We start from the raw sequence: 20,326 nt of genomic DNA on the forward strand, positions 1-20,326 counted from the left end.
ATTGACTTTAACCCTGCCGCACCACAGTCCTTGCGCCCGGCGCCGGGGTGGGATCGGCGAAGTCGCTTGGGGACGTTTTGCGCCGTGTTTCTGCGTAGCGATCAGTTCGAACAGGCCAGCGGTTCGGCCGCGGGGTCGCTGAGCGTCGCGCTCGCCAATCCGGCGCCACTGACCGCGGTCGAGCGCCTGCGCATCGCCATCGAGCATATCGACTGGACCCCCGATCTCGGCGCGCAGATCGGCTCGCGCGACTGGTTCCGGGGGCTCGCGACCTGCACCGCGCTGCTCGGCGCGACCTATGCGCTGTCGCCCGGCTTCGCGCGCCCGATCGTCGGCGAGACGCCGGCGGCGCTGAAGGGCGCGGTGTGGGACAATGCCCGCGCGCAGGCGATCGCGCCGCTCGCCTGGGGTGCCGATACCGGCCAGCGGCTGGCGGCGAACGATTTCGTCCGCCCGCTGACCGAGACGCCCGACCGTCCGATCGTGCCGTTCAACACCGCGCTCAGCGACGGCGACAGCCTGGGCACCGTGCTGCAACGTGCCGGCGCGTCGAAGAGCGACGTGGCGCAGATATCCTCGCTCGTCTCCGGCGCGCTGCCGGTCGACGAGATTCGCCCCGGTACGCGGTTCGACGGCGTGCTCGGCCGTCGCGCGCGCAAGAGCGACCCGCGGCCGATCGAGAAACTCAGCTTCCAGCCCGCCTTCGACTTCCGCCTGACCTTCACGCGCACCGCGAACGGCCTGGCGATGCAGCGCACCGCGATCGCGGTCGACGACACGCCGCTGCGCATCCAGGGCGTGGCGAGCGGCGGACTGTTCAAGTCGCTGCGCGCGGCCGGTGTCCCCGCCAGCGCCGCCGCCGATTACCTGAAGGCGATGGCGACGCGCATCTCGGTCGGCAGCGACGTCGGCACCGGCGACAAGTTCGACGTCATCGTGAAGCAGCGCCGCGCCGCCACCGGCGAGGTCGAGCTGGGGCAGCTGATGTATGCCGGGCTCGATCTGGGCGGTCGCAAGGTCCAGCTCGTCAAATGGTCGAGCCAGAGTGACGATGCCGCCGCAGGGGATGGCAGCTGGTACGACGCCAATGGCGAGACCAAGCGCAACGGTTTCGCCGGTCTGCCGTGCAGCGGCCGGATCAGCTCGGCGTTCGGCATGCGCCTCCATCCGATCCTCGATTACTGGCGGATGCACAAGGGCATCGACGTCGCGTGCAGCTATGGCTCGCCGGTCTATGCGGTGATCGACGGGACGGTGAACTGGGCCGGGCAGCGCAGCGGCTACGGCAATTTCATCGGTATCCAGGGCGGATCGGTCGGGATCGGCTACGGCCATCTCAGCCGCGTGCTGGTGCGACCGGGCGCGCACGTCTCGCGCGGGCAACTGGTCGGCTATTCGGGCAATTCGGGGCTGTCGACCGGCCCGCACCTCCACTTCGAGACCTATCGCAACGGCGCGCTCGCCAACCCGCGCAATTTCGCCTTCTCGCAGATGGCGGCGCTGAGCGGCACCGCGTTGCACGCGTTCAAGGCGAAGGTCGCCACGCTGATGGCACTCCGCGTCGGCGGGAAGCGCTAGAACGGATCGACATTCAGCTAACCGGTGAACGTCACTTCCATGTTCGTCATCCCCGCGCAGGCGGGGATCCAGACTGGCTGCATCCACGGCTTAAAACCGCTAGAGTTTGATCCACTCTCGTGGCTGGTGCCGCTCCGATCCAGCTTTGCTGGATCAGACTCTAATCCAGCGACTCTGGATCCCCGCCTGCGCGGGGATGACGGGAAATAGGTGGCTCGAAACGCTACACCATAGCTGAATGTCGATTGGGCCTAGAACGGATCGACGGTCATCCGCTTGGCGGTGGCGTGTCGGCGCAAGACCCGCTTCATCGGCCTTGGGCCGGGGCGACGAGGCAAGCGGCTTCTAATGTTGGACAACGCCCGGCATGTTTGCCGGCGCTCTTTGACAGCTTGCGGAACGGAAAACCGGTGCCCTGGAATGAGGCGGGCATCGTCGCGCCGGCGACGCCATCCGGATCGACGGCCGGGCGGTCCTACCCCCGTCAAGTTCGTCAAGTTTGACCGAGGGAGCTCGCGGCGGGGCGGGGGTCGTACCCTCGTCAAGTTTGTCAAGTTTGGCCGGGTAAGCGCCGCGGCGAAGCCGCGTCGGACGTCGCCAGGGCGACGCCGGCCGGGGCTCGGCTGGTCGCGATTTAGCTCCGCTAAAGCGCTGCCTCGCCCTACCGTCCCTGCGACCGCCAGCGGCGGATGGTGCGTGCGATGATCTGGTCCTCGTCGCCGGTCTGGCACCATAGTTCGGAGAAGATCGGATCGTCCGAGGCCGGACGCTTGTGCTCCTCCAGCCCGTCGAACGCGACGCGGATCGGAATCGCGACGCCTTCGCCGCAGATGATGCATTCGCGGTTGCGCAAGGCGGGGATCGAGTCGAGGAAGCCGCGCGCGCCCTCCGGCATCGCGGCGCGGACGAACGCCTGGTCGCGATCGTTGTTGAGCCGCATCGAGATGATCGTGCCGCACTGCGACAGCACGCCCTCGGCCAGGTCCGACGGACGCTGCGTGATGAGGCCCAGGCTGACGCCGTACTTGCGCCCTTCCTTGGCGATGCGGCTCAGGATCTTGCCGACCGACGAGCCGTCGGCGTTGCGCTCGTTGGGGATGTAGCGGTGCGCTTCCTCGCAGACGAGCAGGATCGGGCGCTGCGGCTCGTTGCGGCTCCAGATCGCGAAGTCGAACACCATCCGGCTCAGCACCGCGACGACCACCGAGGTAATCTCGTTCGGCACGACCGACACGTCGATGATCGAGATCGGCTTGCCGCCGCCCGGCAGGCGGAACACGCGGCCGATGAAGTCCTGCATCGTGTCCGCGACCAGCATGCCGGAGAACATGAAGCCGTAGCGCGGGTCGGCCTTGATCTCCTCGATCTTGGTCTTGAGGCGGAGGTAGGGCGCGGTGTCGCCGGCACGATCCATCTTGCCCATTTCGAGCTGGATCAGGTTGGTCAGGTCGCTGAGCAGATACGGGATCGGCGCGTCGACCGTCAGCTTGGCGATTTCCTGCCCCAGCCGGCTCTTGCCGCGCGCCATCAGCAGGCATTTGGCCAGGATGTCGGCGTCGATCTGCCGCTCCGAGCCCGACGAGGTGACGAACACCTCGCAATGCTCCTCGAAGTTCATCAGCCAGTACGGCATTTGCAGGTTGGCGACGTCGTAGATTGCGCCGTTGCCGTCGAACGCGGCGGCATATTCGCCGTGCGGATCGACCATCACGATATGGCCCTGCGGCGCCAGTTCGCAGATGCGGTGGAGGATCAGCGCGGCGCTGGTCGACTTGCCGGTACCGGTCGAGCCGAGCAGCGCGAAATGCTTGCCCAGCATCGCATCGACGTACAGCGCGGCGCGGATGTCGCTAGTCGGGTAGACCGTGCCGATCTCGACATGCGCGCGGTTGTCGGCGCCGTAGATCTGCTTGAGGTCGGCGGTCGAGACCGGGAAGGCGTCGGCGCCGGGGGCGGGATAGCGCGTGACGCCGCGGCGGAAATTGTAGAGCTTGCCGGTCAGCCGCTCCTCGTCGCCCTCGCCCAGGAAGTCGATCTGCGCCAGGATGCCGGCCTCGCCCAGCCGCAGCGAGCGGATGTTGGCGATCATCCATGTCGCGCCGACGCGCACCTTGATCTGGCTGCCGACCGATCCGGCATTGGCGAGCACCGGGTCGTCGTTGCCGGCATATCCAGTGACGGTCTCGCGATCGAGCAGCACGGTGCCGCCCGATCCGGCGATGTCGATCAGCGCGCCGATCTGGCGCAGCGTCGCTGGCGTCGCGTGCGCGAACGCAGCGCCGGTCGGCATGTCGGTCATGATAGCTTCCCCGTCATCGATCCCGACCCATGCGCCCGAAGGCGTAAAGATTGGGTGTGCGGCACCGGGCGGCACTCTACCCGTTTCGGGTCAGAGATGTCGCGCGACCCAGCCGGCGGCCCAGCCGAACAGCACCGACAACGCGACCACGACCAGGCCGTACGGCACCGACCAGCGCTGCGCCGATCGCGCCACGAACCGCTCGAACCCGGCTTTCCGGATCAGGATGTCGCGCGTCGCCACCGCCAGCACGCGGCCGTCGCGGATCAGAAAGGTCTCCGCCGTGTAATGGCCGACGGGGACGCGCGCCGGGATGTCGATGCGTGCGCGGTACAGCACGCCCTCGTTGATGCCGATCGCCCCGGGGCGCTCGTAATAGAGGCCGTTGCGACGCTTGAGGTCGACCAGCCCGGCGGCGAAGCGATCCTGCTCGTCGGCCGGCGCGTTCGACGCGGGCGACATCTGCAGGCTGTCGAGTCCGAGCTCGTAGATCGCGCGCGTCCGCTCGTCGACGATCCGACGGATCGGGCGCGACGAGACGAGGCCGTAGAAGCTCGGCGCCGAACGGTAGCGCAGCCGCGCGGCATTGACCCAGATGCCGGCGATCTTCTCCTTCTCGCGCACCAGGATCGACTCGGTCGGGCCCTTCACGACGACGACGATGTCGCTCGGTCTGTCGTCGTTGGGCAGCCGCCCGCCGGGATAGAGGATCGCGCCGAACAGCAGTAGCTGGGCCCCGGTGAACGAATAGACGATCTCGATATCGCGCTGCGATACGTCGGGCACCAGCACCGGCTTGTTCGCGGCCGGCGCCTGTCCCATCAGCAGCGGCGTTAGGGCCAGCGCGAGCATGGCGCCCCTCACGACAGTTCGACCGAGTAGATTTCGTCCGGCCGCCAAGTCAGTCCGAGCAGGATGCGAAGCGCGACCAGCAGCACGATCGCGGCCAGCGCCAGACGGAGATATTCGGGTTTCAGCTTGGTCGCCAGCCGCGCCCCGACCTGCGCCCCGATCACCGAACCGAGCAGCAGCAGCGCCGCCAGCACGATGTCGACCGCCTTGGTCGTCGTCGCGTGCACCATCGTTGCCCAGGCGGTGACGAACAGCGTCTGGAACAGGCTGGTCCCGACCACGACCTGCGTCGCCATGCCGAGCACGTAGATCATCGCCGGAACCAGGATGAACCCCCCGCCGACGCCGAGCAGGATCGTGAGGATGCCGACCCCGAACCCGAGCAGCAACGGCGCGAGCGGCGAGATGTAGAGGCCGGAGCGATAGAAGCGCGTGCGGAACGGGAGGGCGGCGACCAGCGGGTGATGCCGGCGCTTGGCGGCGCGGGGCCGCTCGCCCGCCCGCGTCGCGCGGATGAAGCGGATCGCCTCGCTCGCCATTGTCGATCCGATCCAGCCGAGCATCAGCACGTAGATGACCGCGATCACGGTATCGATCTGCCCCGTCGCTTGCAGCAACCGGAAGATCCAGGCGCCGGCCAGCGAACCGCCGAACCCGCCGGCGACCATCAGCCCGCCCATCTTGAAGTCCACCCCGCGCCGCGCGAGGTGCGCGAACACGCCCGACACGCTGGCGCCGGTCACCTGACTCGCCGAGGACGCCGCGGCGACGGTCGGCGGGATGCCGTAGATGATGAGCAACGGCGTCGTCAGGAACCCGCCGCCGACCCCGAACATCCCCGACAGCAAGCCGACGAATCCGCCCAGCAGAACGATGACGATCGCGTTGACCGACATGTTGGCGATGGGGAGGTAGAGGTCCACGACCCGGTCTATCCCGCTGCTTGCCGCGACGGCAAGGGCGCGCTCAGAAATCCGCGCCGATCGTCAGCGTCGGGCCGGAACCGGGACTGGCGCGGCCGGCGATCCGCTGGCGCCAATCGGCCATCGCGCGCACCGTCCGGCCGCCGATCGGCAGCGTCACGCCGATGCTCGGCCCGATGTCGAACCGTTGCGCATCGCGCTGCGCCGCGCCCCAGCCGCCGATGCCGAGGTCGAGCTTGATGCGCCCGGCGCGGATGACGGTGCGGGAGAGTCGCGCGGCGCCTTCGGCGAAGGGTTCGGCGCGGTTACGGTGGATGACGCCGGCCTGGCCGTAGGTTTCGAGGTCGAAGCCGAAGGCGATCGGCGCGGGACCGGTGCCGGCGATGACGCCGGCGGCGGGGCCGCCTTTGCCGCCGTCGATCGCGAAGCGGCGTTCGATGACGAATCGCACCGGCAAGCGCGTCGGATGCCATTCGACACCGACCGAGGCTTCGCGTCCCGCACCGTGCAGCGGCCCGGCCAGCCGTCCGACGACCGCCAGCCGTCGCGCGTGATCGATCGCATAGGCGATCCGCACGCCGGCCTGCGATCCGCCGAGCTGGCCGCCGCCGAAACTCGCGCCTTGGCCGTTGCCGTCGCGTGCCACCAGCCACGCGCTGCCGCTCCAACGGCGGCGCGGGGATGGCGGAGCGCCGGGGAGTGGTGTGGCGAACGGTGGGATCAGGTCGATGGGACGCGATTGCGTCGGAAGCTCGGGGAGCGATGCAAAGGCGATCGGGCTGGATGGTGGGGATGGCTCGGCAGTGATCGGAAGAATATGCCGTGGCACGACTGGGGTTGCCGCCTCCGACCTGACGGTGGCGACCACGACGTGCGGAACGATCGGCAGAGGGGCGTTCTTCACGACGGCGGCCTCGTCGGGTTCCGCCTTTGCGCTGGGGATAAGCAGATGCGGCAGCGCGGCGGGCGCATCAAGCGCCGGCCACAGCATCACCGTGCGGATCGCCACCCACCCGGCCAGTGACGCGCCCAGGAACCGCAGCGGGCGGCCGCTCACGTCTTTGCCACGTCGGGGAAGCGATGCGCGGTCTTGTCCCAGGCCGGCCGCCGGCCCCGCAACGCACCGATATAGCGCCACAGCGCGCGTCGCGCCGCGAGCAGCGCGATGTAATTGCCGACCAGCGCGCGCGGCAGCGACAGCGCCGCTTGCCACGGCCCATAGGCACGCCCGGTGAACCATGCCCGCATCGCCAGGCGCCAGACCAGCAGCGCGCCGTTGATCTTCAGCAGCGTCGCCATCGTCGCGCCGAGCGCGGGCATCGGCGTGTGCGTCAGCGCGTGCAGACCGAGCGACGCCCCCCAAGCGACCAGCGCGACGTAGGCGATGAACAGCAACAGCATCGCCAGCGGCGCGCGGCGGTCGCGCATCCGCATCCAATGGTCGCGCCAGTCTCCCGCTCGACCCCAGCCGATCCGATCCCACCCATCGAGCGCGATCCCGACCATCCACCGCGCCTTCTGCCGCACCGCCGTCTGGATGGTGCTGGGAAAATATTCGGCCACCGCTACCAATTCGCCGGCGGCGTCGCGGACGCGGGCGAATACCTGCCGCCCGCCCAGTGTCGCGCTCATCAGCCCCAGTTCGTAATCCTCGGTCAGGCTGTCGGCATCGAACGGCTCGCCGCCGCGCCGCGCCGCGATGCGATCGAGCAAGTCGCGCCCGATCGCGCAGCCAACCCCCGCAAGCGGCAGTGGTGCCCCCAACATGCCTCGCGCGACGAGGCGAAATTCGTGCGCTTCGGCGAACTCGTCGATGTAGTGTCCGGCGACCAACGGCGATCGCGGGTCGACCAGGGGCCGCACCGGTAATTGCACCACGTCATGGTCGACCAGCATCGCGCGATGTACGCGCAACTCATCGCGGTGGACGACATCCTCGGCGTCGTGGAAGATCACCGCGAGCGCGCGCCAATCCTCAGCCTTTTCCTCGCGCAACAGTGCCGACCACAGGCAATTGAGGCAATCGGCCTTGGTCGTCGGTCCGGCGCGGGCATTGATAACGATCCGGACTCGCGGATCGCGCTCGGCGATCGTCGCTGCGGCGTCGATTGTCGCGGGATCGTTGGCGTAGGTGCCGACATAGACGCGGCAGTCGTCGTCGTCGACGCGGTCGAGCATGGTCGCCAGCATCGGCGCGATCACCGCCGCTTCGTCCCAAGCGGGAACGAAGATGGCGAGCGTGCCGCGAAGCCCCGGAGCCAGGTCGTCGATCTGCGGATCGGGCCGCCGTCCTACCCGGCCGCTCCAATAAACCGCGTCGAGCGCCAGATCATCGAGCCCGCCGGCCAGAAAACCGATCGACGCCAAAATGACGCTTTCACGCGCAATTGCGTCGATCGCAGTCGTGACGAACAACAACGGCGATTCCCCCGAACGCCAGCCCCCATTCGCTCAGCGTAACGACTTCGGATGATCGCGCAAGATATCGATCGGATAGTATTAGACGCGGATGACCCATCCGCGGCGCTGCATCGCCAAGGTTATGGCGACCGCGACCGATCCGACGATGATCGCGAACAACAATGATGCCCAGTCGAGCGGCAAGCCGATATTAGCGAGTGAAGTGAACAACATTTCCCATGATGTGGTCTCGCCGATCCGCCAGAACATGACGATCGTCAGCATGTCATGGACGACATAGAGGGTGAGGGCGTTCCGTCCCAGATTGGTCCCGAGCCGCACCGGCGCCCAGCGACCGATCCACGACCACGCTCCCTTGAGCGCGCCGAGCAGCGTGAGCCCGATCGCTGCGTTCACCAGCGCGAAGCTCGGCGTCCACAGCGCCTTGTTGATCGGCCAGACCCGGCTGGCGGCGATCCCCGCGACCAGCAGTGTGGCGGCGATCGCCAACAGGCGCCCGACCGATTGCCGGCCGGGCAGTATCGCGCGTGCGATGGCGACGCCGATCATGCCGGTCGCGATCGACGACAAGGTCGACAGCACACCCTCCGGGTCGAAGGTCTTGCCGTACAGACGCGTTCCGCCCAGCACCGCGCGATCGAGCCAGCCGCTCAGGCCCTCGCCGGGCGCCATGCCCGCGCCGCCGCCGGGCGGAGCACAATATAGCAGCGCGCCGTGTGCGATCAGCAAAACCACTGCCACAACCGCCGGCACGCGCCATCCGCTCGTCGATCGCGTCACCAACGCGCAGCATAGATAGACGATCGCGATCCGCGCCAGCACCCCGGCAAAGCGGATTTCCGCCAGTTGCATGGTCGGATGGGCGATCATCCCGATGACGAAACCGATCGCGTACAGAGTCGCCGATCGCCGTACGATCCGCGCAACGCTTGGCCGCGGCGTGCGCCCGTCGAACGCCAGCGGCAGCGCGAGGCCGGCGCAGAGCAGGAACAGCGGGAACACCAGGTCGGCGATCGTCAGCCCATTCCACACGGCATGGACCAGCAGCGGAAAGGCGTGCTCCTCCGACCCTTGCAGGTTCGCGAGCACCATCCCGACGATGGCCAGCCCACGCAGCGCGTCGAGCGCATCCTCACGTGGGCGGGGCGGGGGAGCGGCCACGACCGTCACTCCGCGCGCACCACGTCGCCACCCTTCATCACGAAGGCGACATGCCGCACCGCGCCGATGTCGGCGGTCGGATCGCCGCGCACCGCGACCAGGTCGGCCAGCAGCCCGGGCCTAGCGGCGCCCAGCCGGCCGTCGAGCTTCAGCCAGCGCGCATTGCCCCAGGTCGCCGCGATCAGCACCTTGGCCGGGGCCATGCCGGCCGCCGCCATCAACTCCATCTCGCGGGCATTCTGGCCGTGCGCGAACACGCCGACGTCGCCGCCCATGCAGATCGGCACGCCGGCTTTCAGCGCCATCCTGAAACTGTCGCGGTTGATCCGCACCGCGGGCGGGGCCGGCTCGCCGCCGTCCCAGCCGCGATAGCGCGAGGTCGCGTCGGAGGCGGCGAGCGTCGGGCATAGTGCGATCCCCTTGGCCGCCATCGCCGCGAAGATTTCGGGCGTGCCGCCATAGCCGTGCTCGATCGTGTCGACCCCGGCGGCGATCGCGCGGCGCATGCCTTCGGCGGTCGCGGCGTGCACGGCGACCGGGCGGCCGGCATCGTGCGCGGCGACGACCGCTGCCTTCATCTCGTCCAGGCTGAGCGTCGGGCGACTGTCCTCGCCGGGCCGCCAGCGATAGTCGGCGTAGAGCTTCACCCAATCCGCGCCCGCGGCGATCTGGCGGCGGACGGCGGCGACGATCTGGTCGACGCCCGATACTTCCTCCGCCCCTTGCGGAATCTCGACGCCGGGCTCGAATCCTTTCGGGCCATAGGCGCCCAGCGCGACGATCGCACGGGTCGCGACCGACAGTCGCGGGCCTGGCACGATACCGCGATCGATCGCCTGGCGCAGGCCGACATCGGCATAGCCCGCACCCTCCGTGCCGAGATCGCGCTCGCTGGTGAACCCAGCCAGCAACGTCGCGCGCGCCTGCGCGACCGCCCGCGCGGTGCGCAACGCCAGCGGCTCGTGCAGCACCTGATCGTCCCAGCTCGTCTCGTTATAGGGATGCAGGAACAGGTGGCCGTGCCCCTCGATCATCCCGGGCATCAGCGTGTCGCCGGGCAGGTCGATCGCCTGCGTTCCGGCCGCAGTCGGCAGCGCCGGGCCGACCGCGGCGATCTTATCGCCCGCGACCAGCACCTGCCAGCCGCGATGGACCTGGCCGTCGATCCCGTCGAACACCGCATCGGGCTTGAGCAGGATCGCGGCCGGTCGCACCGGCTCCGCCGCGGGCAGGCTCGTTGCCGGACCGATCAGCGCCGCCATCGCCAATGCCAGCCAGCGCATGGTCATCCTCTCCGCTCCACGATAGGTTCGCGGGCATGGATAGCCGCGCTCGCCTCCCGCTCCTAGCCCTTCTGCTCGCGCTGATCGGCGCCGCCCCTGCCGATCCCGACATGGCGCGGTGGCGCGGCGAAGCGGCATCGGTCACGATCACGCGCGACGATTGGGGTATCGCGCATATCGCGGGCAAGACCGACGCCGATGCCGTGTTCGGCATGATGTACGCGCAGGCCGAGGACGATTTCGGGCGGATCGAGGCCAATTACCTGACCGCGCTCGGCCGCACGGCGGAGGCGCCCGGTGCCGGCCAGGATGCGATCTGGGCCGATCTGCGCCAGCGCCTGTTCGCCGATCCGGCCGAACTGCAACGGCAATATTCGGCGAGCCCGGCCTGGCTGCGGAAGTTGATGGATGCCTGGGCGGACGGGCTCAATTTCTACCTCGCGACGCATCCCGACGTGCATCCGAAGGTGCTGACGCGGTTCGAGCCGTGGATGGCGCTAAGCTTTACCGAGGGCAGTATCGGCGGCGATATCGAGCGGATTTCGCTGAGCGAACTCAAGACCTTCTACGGCCAGCCGACGCCGAAGACCGCGATGGAACTCGGCGCCGTCCCGCGCGAGCCGTCGGGATCGAACGGCATCGCGATCGCGCCGTCGCGGACGAAGGACGGCCACGCACTGCTGCTCATCAACCCGCACACCAGCTTCTATTTCCGCGCCGAGCAGCAAGTGACGAGCGGGGAGGGGCTCAACGCCTATGGCGCCGCAACCTGGGGCCAGTTCTTCGTCTATCAGGGGTTCAACGCGCAGGCGGGCTGGATGCATACCTCGTCGGGGGTCGATAATGTCGACGAGTTCGCGGAAACGGTGGCGCTGTTGCGGTCTGGGCCGCTCAGCTATTGGTACGGCAAGGAACATCGGCCTTTCCTGCAGAAGGACGTGACTCTGGCCTATCGCCGCCCCGACGGCACCTTGGCGCAGCGAACCTTCCACACCTATGCGTCTCAGCACGGTCCGATCGTCGCATTGCGCGGCGGCAAGTGGATCGCGACTGCGCTGATGTGGAAGCCGGTGCCGGCGCTCGAGCAGAGCTTCCTCAGGACCAAAGCGACCGACCTCGCGAGCTACCTCGCCGTCGCCGAGCGCAAGGCCAATTCGTCGAACGACACGCTGTTCGCCGATGCCAAGGGCGAGATCGCGTTCCTGATGCCGCAGTTCATGCCGGTCCGCGACGACCGCTTCGATTATACGCGGCCGGTCGACGGCAGCGATCCGGCGACCGACTGGCGCGGACTCCATAGCTTGGCGAGCTTGCCCAGTGTCACGAACCCGCGCGTCGGCTGGGTGCGCAACACCAACGACTGGCCATGGTCGGCGGCGGGGGCGGACAGCCCGAAGGCGGCGAACTACCCGAAATATATGGATCAGGTCGGGGAGAATTACCGCGGCGTCCACGCCGACGCGCTGTTGACCGGGCGGAGCGGCTGGACGCTGGAGGGCCTGCGTGCGGCGGCGTTCGACAGCGACCTGCCGGCGTTTCGTGTGCTAATTCCGGGGCTGATCGCGGCGTACGATGCGCTCGCCAAGGACGATCCGCGGCGCGCCCGCCTCGCCGAGCCGATCGCGTTGCTGCGGGGCTGGGACGACCGCTGGGGCCTGACCTCGACCGCGACCAGCCTCGCGGTGTTCTGGGGCGATACGCTGTGGCGCGAGGTCGGCAGCTTCGCGCAGGCCGAGCGGATGAATGTGCCGGATTATATCGAAAAACGCGTGTCGCCGGCCACGAAGATCGAGGCGCTGTCCGCTGCGGTCGATCGCCTGCGCCGCGACTTCGGCGACTGGCGTGTGCCGTGGGGCGAGATCAACCGGTGGCAGCGGCTCGACGATGCGATCGTGCCGCATTTCGATGATGCGGCGGCTTCACTGCCGGTCGCGTTCGCCTCGGCGCAATGGGGCAGCCTCGCGTCGTTCGGCGCCAGGCCGTGGGGAACGAAGCGCTATTACGGCACCAGCGGCAACAGTTTTGTCGCGGTCGTCGAGTTCGGCCCGCGCGTCCGAGCGGTCGCGGTGACGGCGGGCGGGGAGAGCGGCGATCCGCGGTCGAAGCATTTCGCCGATCAAGCGGAGCGCTATGCGACGGGGAACCTGCGCAAGGTGTATTTCTATCCCGACGAACTCGCCGGGCATGTCGAGCGGCGGTATCGGCCGGGGGAATAAGCGGGGCGCCGTGGCGGAGCCGCGTCGTCGGACGTCGCTTCGCGAAACCGGCCGCGCTCGGCGGTGGTGCCCAGGGACGGGATCGAACCGCCGACACTGCGATTTTCAGTCGCATGCTCTACCAACTGAGCTACCTGGGCTTGCGCGGGAGACCGCGAAGGAGCGGGCCTCTTAGTCGCGCGATTCCTGCCTGTCCAGAGCTTCCGGGTCGGCGGGCGATCCCGGGATGGCATAGCCCTCGCCGAGCCACTTGAGCAGGTCGCGGTCGCGACAGCCGCGGCTGCAGAACGGCTTGTGCGCCGGCTGGCTGGGGGCGCCGCAGAGCGGGCAGGTCGCGGTCTTGCTCATGCGAACGAGATGGGGACGCCGACCCGGCGCGACAACTCGGCGATCAGGTCGGGGTAGCGCACGAGCCAGGCGGCGATTCGGGGCGGTGCGGGCTGGTACGCGGGGACGGGGGGCGGCGTGCGCTCGATCGAGCGAAGCAGCGCCAACGCCTCGGTCGCGACCGGATCGGCGCGGACCAGGTCGGGCAGCGAGGCGCGGGCACGGCGGCGGACGACTTGCAGAAAGCCGAAGCCGTTGACGGCGGTCCGCTCGAACGGACCGCTGTCGGCGAGCGCGGCGTCGAGCGCCGCGGCGGCGGCCTGGCGCCCCTCCTTGCTGCCGAGCGTCGGGAAGTCGATGCCGATCGATCCGCCGATGCCGTGCCGCATGATCGCGCGGCCAATCGCGGTCGCCGCCGCCGTCGCCAGCTTGTCGAGCGGGCCGGTGCCGTCGACGTCGAACAACGTCATCGCCGGGGTCGGCGTCATCGCCAGCGCGCCGCCGGGAAAGGCGATATGGCCGGTGCGCGCTTCCTCGATCGCCTCCGACCAGCCGGCGGCTTCGAGCGCGTCGGGCTGGTGCGCGGCGAGGTGGCGGACGGGCAGGCCGCTGGCCGTGATCCGCGCCAGCAGATCGTCGCCGTCGCGAGGGGCGGCGTCGGTCGCGACACCCTTGGCGAGTTTGAATCGCCCCGTCTCGGCAATGCCCTCGCGGATGATCTCGACGCGCAAGCCGCCGCCTTCGCTCACGCCGGGCGCCAGCCGATCGACCAGCACCTCGCCCACCGCCGTCGCGACGCGGCTGAGCCCGGCGCTGCGTTCGACCAGGCGTCCCTTGAGCACCGCACCGACGCGCACGCCGCCCGGCCGCTCGATCCGCGCCTTCACGATCGCGCCGTCCGCGACCAGCGCGGCGCGCGCTTCGCCGACGCCCGCCTCGTACAGCCATTCAGCCAAGGACGATGCCCGCCGACACCAGCATCGCGCGCGTTTCGAACACCGGCAGCCCGACGACGTTCGAATGGCTCCCCGCGAGGTAGCGGACGAACGCTTCCGCGCGGCCCTGGATCGCGTAGCCGCCGGCCTTGCCCATGCCTTCGCCGCTGGCGACGTACCAGTCCATCTCGGCCGCGGAGAGCGGCTTGAACGCGACGATCGTGTCGACCGCGCGGGTGCGCCGGGTGCCGTCGGCGGCGATGACCGACACGCCCGACCAGACATGGTGCCGCCGCCCCGACAGCAGGGCGAGCATGCGGCGCAGGTCGGCCTCGTCGGCGGGCTTCTCCAGGATGCGCTGGCCGACCGCGACGGTGGTGTCGCCGGCCAGCACGACCTCGTCGGGCGCGCGCTCGACCGCCGCCGCCTTGGCCGCCGCCAGCCGCGCGACGTAATCGCGCGGGCGCTCGCCCTTCAGCGGCGTCTCGTCGATATCGGGCGCGGCGAGGCGATGCGGCTCGACCCCGATCCGCGCAAGCAGTTCGCGCCGGCGCGGCGAGGTGGAGGCGAGGACGAGGCGTGGCGCAGGCGCGTCCGCGCCCGGCGGCATGTTATTGCGGCCCCGGCCCGCCGCGGCCCGGCATGAAGCGATAGGTGATGCGGCCCTTGGTCAGGTCGTAGGGCGTGAGCTCGACCAGCACTTCGTCGCCGACCAGCACGCGGATGCGGTTCTTGCGCATCTTGCCGGCGGTGTGACCCAGGATCTCGTGGTCGTTTTCCAGCCGGACGCGGAACATGGCGTTGGGGAGGAGTTCCACCACCTGCCCGCGCATTTCGAGAAGTTCTTCTTTAGCCAAACATGCCTCTTCGGGATTGGCGGCGCGCCGCCGGTACGAAGGCGCGCCCTTAGCCGAAAGCCGGGGCCGGCACAACGCCGCCGTGAGCGGGCGATCCGCCCAAAGTTGACAAAGTTGACGCGCAATTGGACATTTTCAGGGCAAAGTTCACAAAGTCGCACCGGTATCGCGTGGACGACGCGGTGACTGGCGGAGTCCGGAATGTTCAAAGAGCAACACCGGGCAAGCCGGCGCGGCTGCTACCCTAACCCAGGTCAGGCAGTGTAGGAAAACGTCGCGGGACCATCATGAATTCGGCCGATCCCATCATCATGGGATGGATGCTGGCATGCCCAAACGCCACGTCGTCGAACGGCATCCCGGCGACGACCGCGGTGCGTTCGGCCAGGACTTCCGTGTCGGTCGCCGAGCGGCGCCATCGTGCCGCGCATGCAATGCCGCGCAACGAGGCGACAATGCCGATCGATCGCAGCGTAAACCCCGAAAACCGGCGTTTCCACGCCGAATTCCAGCGAAAGTTGGCGAATTACGCCTCGGAAGTTGCCGCCGCCGCGTCGTCGGACGCCGCCTCGTCGTCCTTCACATCCTCGAACCACGCTTCGACCGGGCCGGTCAGCTTGAGCGTCAGCGGGTTTCCGCGGCGGTCGACCTTCTTGCCGAGCGCGACGCGGACCCAGCCGTCGGGGATGCTGTATTCCTCGACGTCGCGGCGGACCTGCCCCTTGAAACGGATGCCGACGCCGCGTTCGAGTGCCGGCTGGTCGAAATGCGGGCTCGACGGGTTGGTCGACAAGCGATCGGGCGGCGTATCGTTGGTCTTGGTCATGGCCGCGCTCCCTGCCGCCATGGCCGGCAAAAAGCAACGGCGCGGAAGGTTGCCCTCCGCGCCGTCACGATCAGCGGTCGGCGTCGATCAATAGCAGACGCGGACGTTGACCGGCTCGCCGTAATACGGGTCCCAGCGACGCTCGATCCGGCACGGCGGCGGAGGCGGCGGGGGCGGCGCATAGTAGCTGTTGTAATAATAATGTGGGCGATAATACGGATCGCTGTAATAGCCGCGGTCGCGATAATAATAATGGTTGTTCGCGCTCGACGCGATCGCCGCGCCCAGCGCCAGCCCGACCACGCCGCCGGCGATCGCCGCGCCCGTATTGTCGTGCCGGTAATAGCGGTGGTAATATTGCGCATTGGCCGGTGCCGCCGCCACCAGAGCGCTGGCGGCCAGCGTCGCGCCCAGGATCGATTTGGTCACAAAACTACGCATCACAAACCTCCATCGTCTAGCGCCCGGTGTCGCTTGACGTATGAAACGCACGACGGTCCAAGCCCGTTGCATGGACTAGACGAGTCGCGCTGAACGGTCGCTGAGGCCAGCGTTCATGCGTGGTAAACGGAAGGATTGTTGCGATGGCGTATTGGTTCCTGCGGTCCGAGCCGGACGTCTATGGCTGGGATCATCTGGTCCGCGACGGCACCACCGAATGGGACGGCATCCGCAACTATACCGCGCGCAATTTCCTGAAGGAGATGGCGGTCGGCGACCGCGCGATCTTCTATCATTCCAATACGGAGAAAGCGGCGGTCGGGGTGATGGAAGTGATGCGGACCTGGCGCCCCGACGGCGACAAGGATCAGTGGGCGAGCGTGCAGGTGAAGCCGGTCGCCAGGCTCGCCCGCCCGGTAACGCTCGCCGACATCAAGGCCGAACCGCGCCTGGCCAAGATCGAAGTGCTCCGCCAGTCGCGGCTGAGCGTGACGCCTGTGCGCGATGACGAGTGGGACGTGTTGCTGGAGATGGGCGGGGGGATGGCGGCACCGTGACCGCGACGCTCCATGTCCTGTGCGGCAAGATCGGCGCGGGCAAGTCGACCCTGGCGAAACGGCTGGCGGCTGAGACCGGCGCGATCGTGATCGGCGAGGACCACTGGCTGTCGACGCTCTATCCCGCTGAGATCGCCGACCTGGCCGATTACATCCGTGCCAGCGAGCGGTTACGACGTGCGATCGCGTCGCTGATCGTCGAATTGCTGACGCGCGGGCAGGACGTGGTGCTCGACTTTCCCGCCAATACCGTGGTCGGCCGCGCGTGGATGCTGGGGCTGGCGCAGGACGCGGGCGTGCCGGCGACACTGCACTTCCTCGATCCGCCCGACGACGTGTGCCGCGCGCGGATGCACGCGCGCAACGCAAGCGGCGAGCACCCGTATCAGGTCGATGACGCGACCTTCGATACGTTCGGCGCGCATTTCGTCGTCCCGGTCGCGGAAGAGGGATTCGTGATCGTCCGGACGAGTAGCGCCCGATCAAGATTCAGCTGATTGGTGGGTGACGTATCCGCCAAATATTCGTCATCCCGGCCTTGTGCCGGGATCCACCGTGCCGCTGGAACATCACTGGATTCTCAAGCGAGAAGGCAAGCCGCCCGGTGGACCCCGGCACAGGGCCGGGGTGACGAGACTATTTTAAGCGGCCCGATGCCCCATTGCCGGACGTGCATCCGTCCTGGCGGCTCAACGACTCCCCTTGCCCGTCTGTGGCGGGCCGTCGCCGGTGGCGGGGTCGCTGTCGTAATCCTCGCCGGGATTGCCGCCGCCGGCGCCCATGCCGCTGCCATGGACTTCGCCGGTTTGGGGATCGAACGAGGCACGGCGGCCGGCCTCGGGCGGCAGGCCGGGGTTGGTGGCATCGGCCGGGCGATCGGCGGGACGTGCCGCGCCGGTGCCGGCGGGCAGCTTCTCGCCCTCCGTCGCTTCGCGCTCGGGGCGATAGTCCTGGCCCGAATATCCGGTGTCGGCGTCGAACGCGTTGCGCTCCGGCATGGCTTGATCTCCTTCGGGGATTGAACGAGGCGGAAAGGCCGGGCGTTCCCGCCTGCGTTGGACGATTGTTGGAGAATGTGATGCGGTTGGTGGCGGCGATCATGGCGCTGGCGTTGCTGGGGGCGGGGCCGAGCGATCCGCCGGTGGTGCGAGTCAGGCTGACCACCGGCGCGGGCGTAATCGTGCTGGCGATCGATGCGCGCCACGCGCCGGTGACGGCGCGCAATTTCCTCAATTACGTCGACGACGGGCGGCTCGACGGCACGCGCTTCTATCGTGCGGCGCGGCGCAAGGGACAGCCGGAGCTGGGTTTCGTCCAGGGCGGGATCGATACCGACGCGCGGCGGCGGCTCGATCCCGTCGCGTTCGAGCCGACCAGCAAGACCGGCCTGCGCCATGTCGACGGCGCGATCTCGATGGCGCGGTACGACAATCTCGCGTCGGGGACGGCGAACTTCTCGCTGCTGGTCGGGGCGGCGCCGAACATGGACGCGCGGCCGGGCTCGCCGGGCTATGCCGTGTTCGGGCGCGTCGTGTCGGGCATGAACGTGGTGAAGCGCATCCTGGCGATGCCGACCTTCCCGGGCGGGGAGGGCGCGATGAAGGGCCAGATCCTGGCGCGGCCGGTCGCGATCGTGAAGGCGGAGCGGCTCGACGGCACGCCGCATCCGACCGGCCGCGCGAAGGTGTGGGAGTTGTTCAGGTAGGGCCGCAGCGATGCCATAGCGAAGCTATGGCGAGCGTCCACGAGGCCCGACCCGGCCGGCCTCGCTACGGCGAGGACCGACGACGCGGCTTCACCGCGTCGGTGATTAGGCCGCCTTCGCCCGATTATGCCGCTTCCGCTCGTGCGGATCCAGGAAGCGCTTGCGCAGGCGGATCTTGGTCGGGGTGACCTCGACCATCTCGTCGTCGTCGATGTACGCGATCGCCTGTTCCAGCGTCATCTTCTTCGGCGGGGTCAGGCGGATCGCATCGTCCTTGCCGCCCGACGCGCGGAAGTTGGTCAGCTGCTTCGCCTTCATCGGATTGACCTCGAGGTCGTCCGTCTTGGCGTTCTCGCCGATAATCATGCCCTCGTAGAGCGCCTCACCATGCCCGACGAACAGCACGCCGCGCTCCTCGAGCGGGCCGAGTGCATAGCCCTGCGCCTCGCCGGCGCCGTTCGAGATCAGCACGCCGTTCTTGCGACCCTCGATAGTGCCCTTGTGCGGGCCGTATTTCTCGAACAGCCGGTTCATGATGCCGGTGCCGCGCGTGTCGGACAGGAACTCGCCGTGATAACCGATCAACCCGCGCGACGGGGCGGAGAAGGTGATGCGCGTCTTGCCGCCGCCCGACGGGCGCATGTCGGTCAACTCGCCCTTGCGCTGGTTCATCTTGTCGACGACCGTGCCCGAATATTCGTCGTCGACGTCGATCACGACGGTCTCGTACGGCTCGGTCTTCTTGCCGTTCTCGTCCTCGCGGAACAGCACGCGCGGGCGGCTGATGCCGAGCTCGAAGCCCTCGCGGCGCATCGTCTCGATCAGCACGCCGAGCTGGAGCTCGCCGCGGCCGGCGACTTCGAAGCTGTCCTTGTCGGCGCTCTCGGTCACCTTGATTGCGACGTTCGATTCGGCTTCGCGCTCCAGCCGGTCGCGGATCATGCGCGACGTGACCTTGCTGCCCTCGCGGCCGGCCATCGGGCTGTCGTTGACGGCGAAGCGCATCGACAGCGTCGGCGGGTCGATCGGCTGCGCCTGGATCGCGTCGCTGACCGAGGTGTCGGCGATGGTATTGGCGACGGTCGCGACGGTCAGCCCGGCGAGGCTGATGATGTCACCCGCGCGCGCCTCCTCGACCGGCACGCGCTCCAGCCCGCGGAACGACATCAGCTTCGACGCGCGGCCGGTCTCGATGACGTTGCCGGCCTGGTCGAGCGCGTGGATCGGCTGGTTGACCTTGACCACGCCCGACTGGACGCGGCCGGTCAGGATGCGGCCGAGGAAATTGTCGCGGTCGAGCAACGTCACCAGGAAAGTGAACGGTGCTTCCTCGTCGAGGCTGGGCGGCGGCACATGCTCGACGATCTTCTCGAACAGCGGCGTCAGCGTGCCCTCGCGCAAGGACGGGTCCTCGTTGGCGTAGCCGTTGCGGCCCGAGGCGTAGAGCACCGGGAAGTCGAGCTGCTCGTCGGTCGCGTCGAGCGACACGAACAGGTCGAACACTTCGTCCAGCACTTCCTGGATCCGCTCGTCCGGGCGGTCGATCTTGTTGACGACGACGATCGGGCGCAGCCCCAGCGCCAGCGCCTTGCCGGTCACGAACTTGGTCTGCGGCATCGCGCCTTCCGACGAATCGACCAGCAGCACGACGCCGTCGACCATCGACAGGATCCGCTCCACCTCGCCGCCGAAATCGGCGTGGCCCGGCGTGTCGACGATATTGATCCGCGTCGTCTCGCCGCCGTCCTTGGGCGCCCATTCGACCGAGGTCGGCTTGGCGAGGATGGTGATCCCGCGCTCCTTCTCCAGGTCGTTCGAATCCATCGCGCGTTCCTCGACCCGCTGGTTGTCGCGGAAGGTGCCAGATTGGCGGAACAACTGGTCGACGAGCGTGGTCTTGCCGTGATCGACGTGCGCGATGATGGCGATGTTGCGCAGGTTCATT

Annotated in this window: 21 protein-coding genes and 1 tRNA gene; 5 read left to right on the forward strand and 17 right to left on the reverse strand. The window is 68.4% G+C overall.

What is annotated here, in order from left to right:
- The first annotated feature begins 84 nt into the window (after window positions 1-84).
- On the forward strand, window positions 85-1,578 hold the full coding sequence (locus J0I47_RS07540; RefSeq protein ID WP_294046069.1) for a M23 family metallopeptidase: 1,494 nt from the start codon (window positions 85-87) through the stop codon (window positions 1,576-1,578).
- A gap of 661 nt (window positions 1,579-2,239) precedes the next feature.
- Here J0I47_RS07540 and J0I47_RS07545 read toward each other — a convergent pair.
- From J0I47_RS07545 to J0I47_RS07575, 7 genes are all read right to left on the reverse strand, one after another.
- Window positions 2,240-3,877, reverse strand: a complete 1,638-nt coding sequence (locus J0I47_RS07545) for a DUF87 domain-containing protein (RefSeq protein WP_294046071.1) — start codon at window positions 3,875-3,877, stop codon at window positions 2,240-2,242.
- A 90-nt stretch (window positions 3,878-3,967) separates the two neighbouring features.
- Window positions 3,968-4,729, reverse strand: coding sequence for a TIGR02186 family protein (locus tag J0I47_RS07550; protein WP_294046073.1), 762 nt, complete (start codon window positions 4,727-4,729; stop codon window positions 3,968-3,970).
- Between the two features lie 8 nt (window positions 4,730-4,737).
- Window positions 4,738-5,652, reverse strand: coding sequence for a sulfite exporter TauE/SafE family protein (locus J0I47_RS07555; RefSeq protein ID WP_294046075.1), 915 nt, complete (start codon window positions 5,650-5,652; stop codon window positions 4,738-4,740).
- A 43-nt stretch (window positions 5,653-5,695) separates the two neighbouring features.
- The gene (locus J0I47_RS07560; RefSeq protein WP_294046077.1) at window positions 5,696-6,709 is read right to left on the reverse strand and encodes a hypothetical protein; all 1,014 of its coding nucleotides are present in this window, start codon (window positions 6,707-6,709) and stop codon (window positions 5,696-5,698) included.
- Entirely contained in the window at window positions 6,706-8,070 is a 1,365-nt protein-coding gene (locus tag J0I47_RS07565; protein WP_294046079.1) for a glycosyl transferase family protein, read from the reverse strand. The genes J0I47_RS07560 and J0I47_RS07565 overlap by 4 nt, the downstream gene beginning before the upstream one ends.
- Window positions 8,071-8,151: 81 nt before the next feature.
- Window positions 8,152-9,234: an acyltransferase family protein gene (locus tag J0I47_RS07570; protein ID WP_294046081.1), complete on the reverse strand. Its 1,083-nt coding sequence runs from the start codon at window positions 9,232-9,234 to the stop codon at window positions 8,152-8,154.
- A gap of 5 nt (window positions 9,235-9,239) precedes the next feature.
- Entirely contained in the window at window positions 9,240-10,517 is a 1,278-nt protein-coding gene (locus J0I47_RS07575) for an amidohydrolase family protein (protein WP_294046700.1), read from the reverse strand.
- Window positions 10,518-10,552: 35 nt separating this feature from the next.
- On the opposite strand from J0I47_RS07575, the gene J0I47_RS07580 reads away from it, so the two are divergent.
- Window positions 10,553-12,733, forward strand: a complete 2,181-nt coding sequence (locus tag J0I47_RS07580; protein WP_294046082.1) for a penicillin acylase family protein — start codon at window positions 10,553-10,555, stop codon at window positions 12,731-12,733.
- Between the two features lie 64 nt (window positions 12,734-12,797).
- On the opposite strand, the gene J0I47_RS07585 is transcribed toward J0I47_RS07580, so the two are convergent.
- The 8 genes from J0I47_RS07585 to J0I47_RS07620 all read right to left on the reverse strand — a co-directional run bounded on the left by J0I47_RS07585 (window position 12,798) and on the right by J0I47_RS07620 (window position 16,119).
- Window positions 12,798-12,873: transfer RNA gene (locus J0I47_RS07585), tRNA-Phe, on the reverse strand.
- A 31-nt stretch (window positions 12,874-12,904) separates the two neighbouring features.
- On the reverse strand, window positions 12,905-13,081 hold the full coding sequence (gene yacG, locus J0I47_RS07590) for a DNA gyrase inhibitor YacG (RefSeq protein ID WP_294046084.1): 177 nt from the start codon (window positions 13,079-13,081) through the stop codon (window positions 12,905-12,907).
- A complete protein-coding gene (locus tag J0I47_RS07595; RefSeq protein WP_294046085.1) occupies window positions 13,078-14,016 on the reverse strand; it encodes a ribonuclease E/G in 939 nt (312 codons plus the stop codon). The genes yacG and J0I47_RS07595 overlap by 4 nt, the downstream gene beginning before the upstream one ends.
- A complete protein-coding gene (locus tag J0I47_RS07600) occupies window positions 14,009-14,605 on the reverse strand; it encodes a Maf family protein (protein ID WP_294046087.1) in 597 nt (198 codons plus the stop codon). Before J0I47_RS07600 ends, J0I47_RS07595 begins: the two co-directional genes overlap by 8 nt.
- Window position 14,606: 1 nt before the next feature.
- The gene (gene infA / locus J0I47_RS07605) at window positions 14,607-14,852 is read right to left on the reverse strand and encodes a translation initiation factor IF-1 (protein WP_026325702.1); all 246 of its coding nucleotides are present in this window, start codon (window positions 14,850-14,852) and stop codon (window positions 14,607-14,609) included.
- 244 nt (window positions 14,853-15,096) lie between these two features.
- Window positions 15,097-15,297: a hypothetical protein gene (locus J0I47_RS07610; protein WP_294046088.1), complete on the reverse strand. Its 201-nt coding sequence runs from the start codon at window positions 15,295-15,297 to the stop codon at window positions 15,097-15,099.
- An 81-nt stretch (window positions 15,298-15,378) separates the two neighbouring features.
- Window positions 15,379-15,678 carry a DUF3297 family protein gene (locus tag J0I47_RS07615; protein ID WP_294046089.1) on the reverse strand — a complete coding sequence of 100 codons (300 nt, stop codon included), beginning with the start codon at window positions 15,676-15,678 and terminating at the stop codon, window positions 15,379-15,381.
- 87 nt (window positions 15,679-15,765) lie between these two features.
- Window positions 15,766-16,119 (reverse strand): hypothetical protein, encoded by a 354-nt coding sequence (locus tag J0I47_RS07620; protein ID WP_294046091.1) that lies wholly within the window; start codon window positions 16,117-16,119, stop codon window positions 15,766-15,768.
- Between the two features lie 143 nt (window positions 16,120-16,262).
- Between J0I47_RS07620 and J0I47_RS07625 the strand changes: the two genes are divergently transcribed.
- Both J0I47_RS07625 and J0I47_RS07630 read left to right on the forward strand, forming a co-directional pair.
- Window positions 16,263-16,676, forward strand: a complete 414-nt coding sequence (locus J0I47_RS07625; protein WP_294046093.1) for an EVE domain-containing protein — start codon at window positions 16,263-16,265, stop codon at window positions 16,674-16,676.
- A complete protein-coding gene (locus J0I47_RS07630; protein ID WP_294046095.1) occupies window positions 16,673-17,173 on the forward strand; it encodes an ATP-binding protein in 501 nt (166 codons plus the stop codon). Before J0I47_RS07625 ends, J0I47_RS07630 begins: the two co-directional genes overlap by 4 nt.
- A 192-nt stretch (window positions 17,174-17,365) precedes the next feature.
- Here J0I47_RS07630 and J0I47_RS07635 read toward each other — a convergent pair whose 3' ends face one another.
- Window positions 17,366-17,674, reverse strand: a complete 309-nt coding sequence (locus tag J0I47_RS07635) for a hypothetical protein (RefSeq protein ID WP_294046096.1) — start codon at window positions 17,672-17,674, stop codon at window positions 17,366-17,368.
- Window positions 17,675-17,775: 101 nt separating this feature from the next.
- Between J0I47_RS07635 and J0I47_RS07640 the strand changes: the two genes are divergently transcribed.
- Window positions 17,776-18,381 (forward strand): peptidylprolyl isomerase, encoded by a 606-nt coding sequence (locus tag J0I47_RS07640; protein WP_294046702.1) that lies wholly within the window; start codon window positions 17,776-17,778, stop codon window positions 18,379-18,381.
- A gap of 105 nt (window positions 18,382-18,486) precedes the next feature.
- Here J0I47_RS07640 and typA read toward each other — a convergent pair whose 3' ends face one another.
- Window positions 18,487-20,325 (reverse strand): translational GTPase TypA, encoded by a 1,839-nt coding sequence (typA, locus tag J0I47_RS07645; RefSeq protein ID WP_294046098.1) that lies wholly within the window; start codon window positions 20,323-20,325, stop codon window positions 18,487-18,489.
- Window position 20,326 lies beyond the last annotated feature (1 nt).

It is taken from the genome of Sphingomonas sp. (genome assembly GCF_017304635.1).
Taxonomy (GTDB): Bacteria; Pseudomonadota; Alphaproteobacteria; order Sphingomonadales; family Sphingomonadaceae; genus Sphingomonas.

Coding starts and splice junctions, on each gene's coding strand:
- J0I47_RS07580 (WP_294046082.1), top strand. CDS start 10,553: ATGGATAGCCGCGCTCGCCTCCCGCTCCTAGCCCTTCTGCTCGCGCTG.
- J0I47_RS07550 (WP_294046073.1), bottom strand. CDS start 4,729: ATGCTCGCGCTGGCCCTAACGCCGCTGCTGATGGGACAGGCGCCGGCC.
- J0I47_RS07640 (WP_294046702.1), top strand. CDS start 17,776: ATGGCGCTGGCGTTGCTGGGGGCGGGGCCGAGCGATCCGCCGGTGGTG.
- yacG (WP_294046084.1), bottom strand. CDS start 13,081: ATGAGCAAGACCGCGACCTGCCCGCTCTGCGGCGCCCCCAGCCAGCCG.
- J0I47_RS07545 (WP_294046071.1), bottom strand. CDS start 3,877: ATGACCGACATGCCGACCGGCGCTGCGTTCGCGCACGCGACGCCAGCG.
- J0I47_RS07600 (WP_294046087.1), bottom strand. CDS start 14,605: ATGCCGCCGGGCGCGGACGCGCCTGCGCCACGCCTCGTCCTCGCCTCC.
- J0I47_RS07635 (WP_294046096.1), bottom strand. CDS start 17,674: ATGCCGGAGCGCAACGCGTTCGACGCCGACACCGGATATTCGGGCCAG.
- J0I47_RS07575 (WP_294046700.1), bottom strand. CDS start 10,517: ATGCGCTGGCTGGCATTGGCGATGGCGGCGCTGATCGGTCCGGCAACG.
- J0I47_RS07625 (WP_294046093.1), top strand. CDS start 16,263: ATGGCGTATTGGTTCCTGCGGTCCGAGCCGGACGTCTATGGCTGGGAT.
- J0I47_RS07615 (WP_294046089.1), bottom strand. CDS start 15,678: ATGACCAAGACCAACGATACGCCGCCCGATCGCTTGTCGACCAACCCG.
- typA (WP_294046098.1), bottom strand. CDS start 20,325: ATGAACCTGCGCAACATCGCCATCATCGCGCACGTCGATCACGGCAAG.
- J0I47_RS07620 (WP_294046091.1), bottom strand. CDS start 16,119: ATGCGTAGTTTTGTGACCAAATCGATCCTGGGCGCGACGCTGGCCGCC.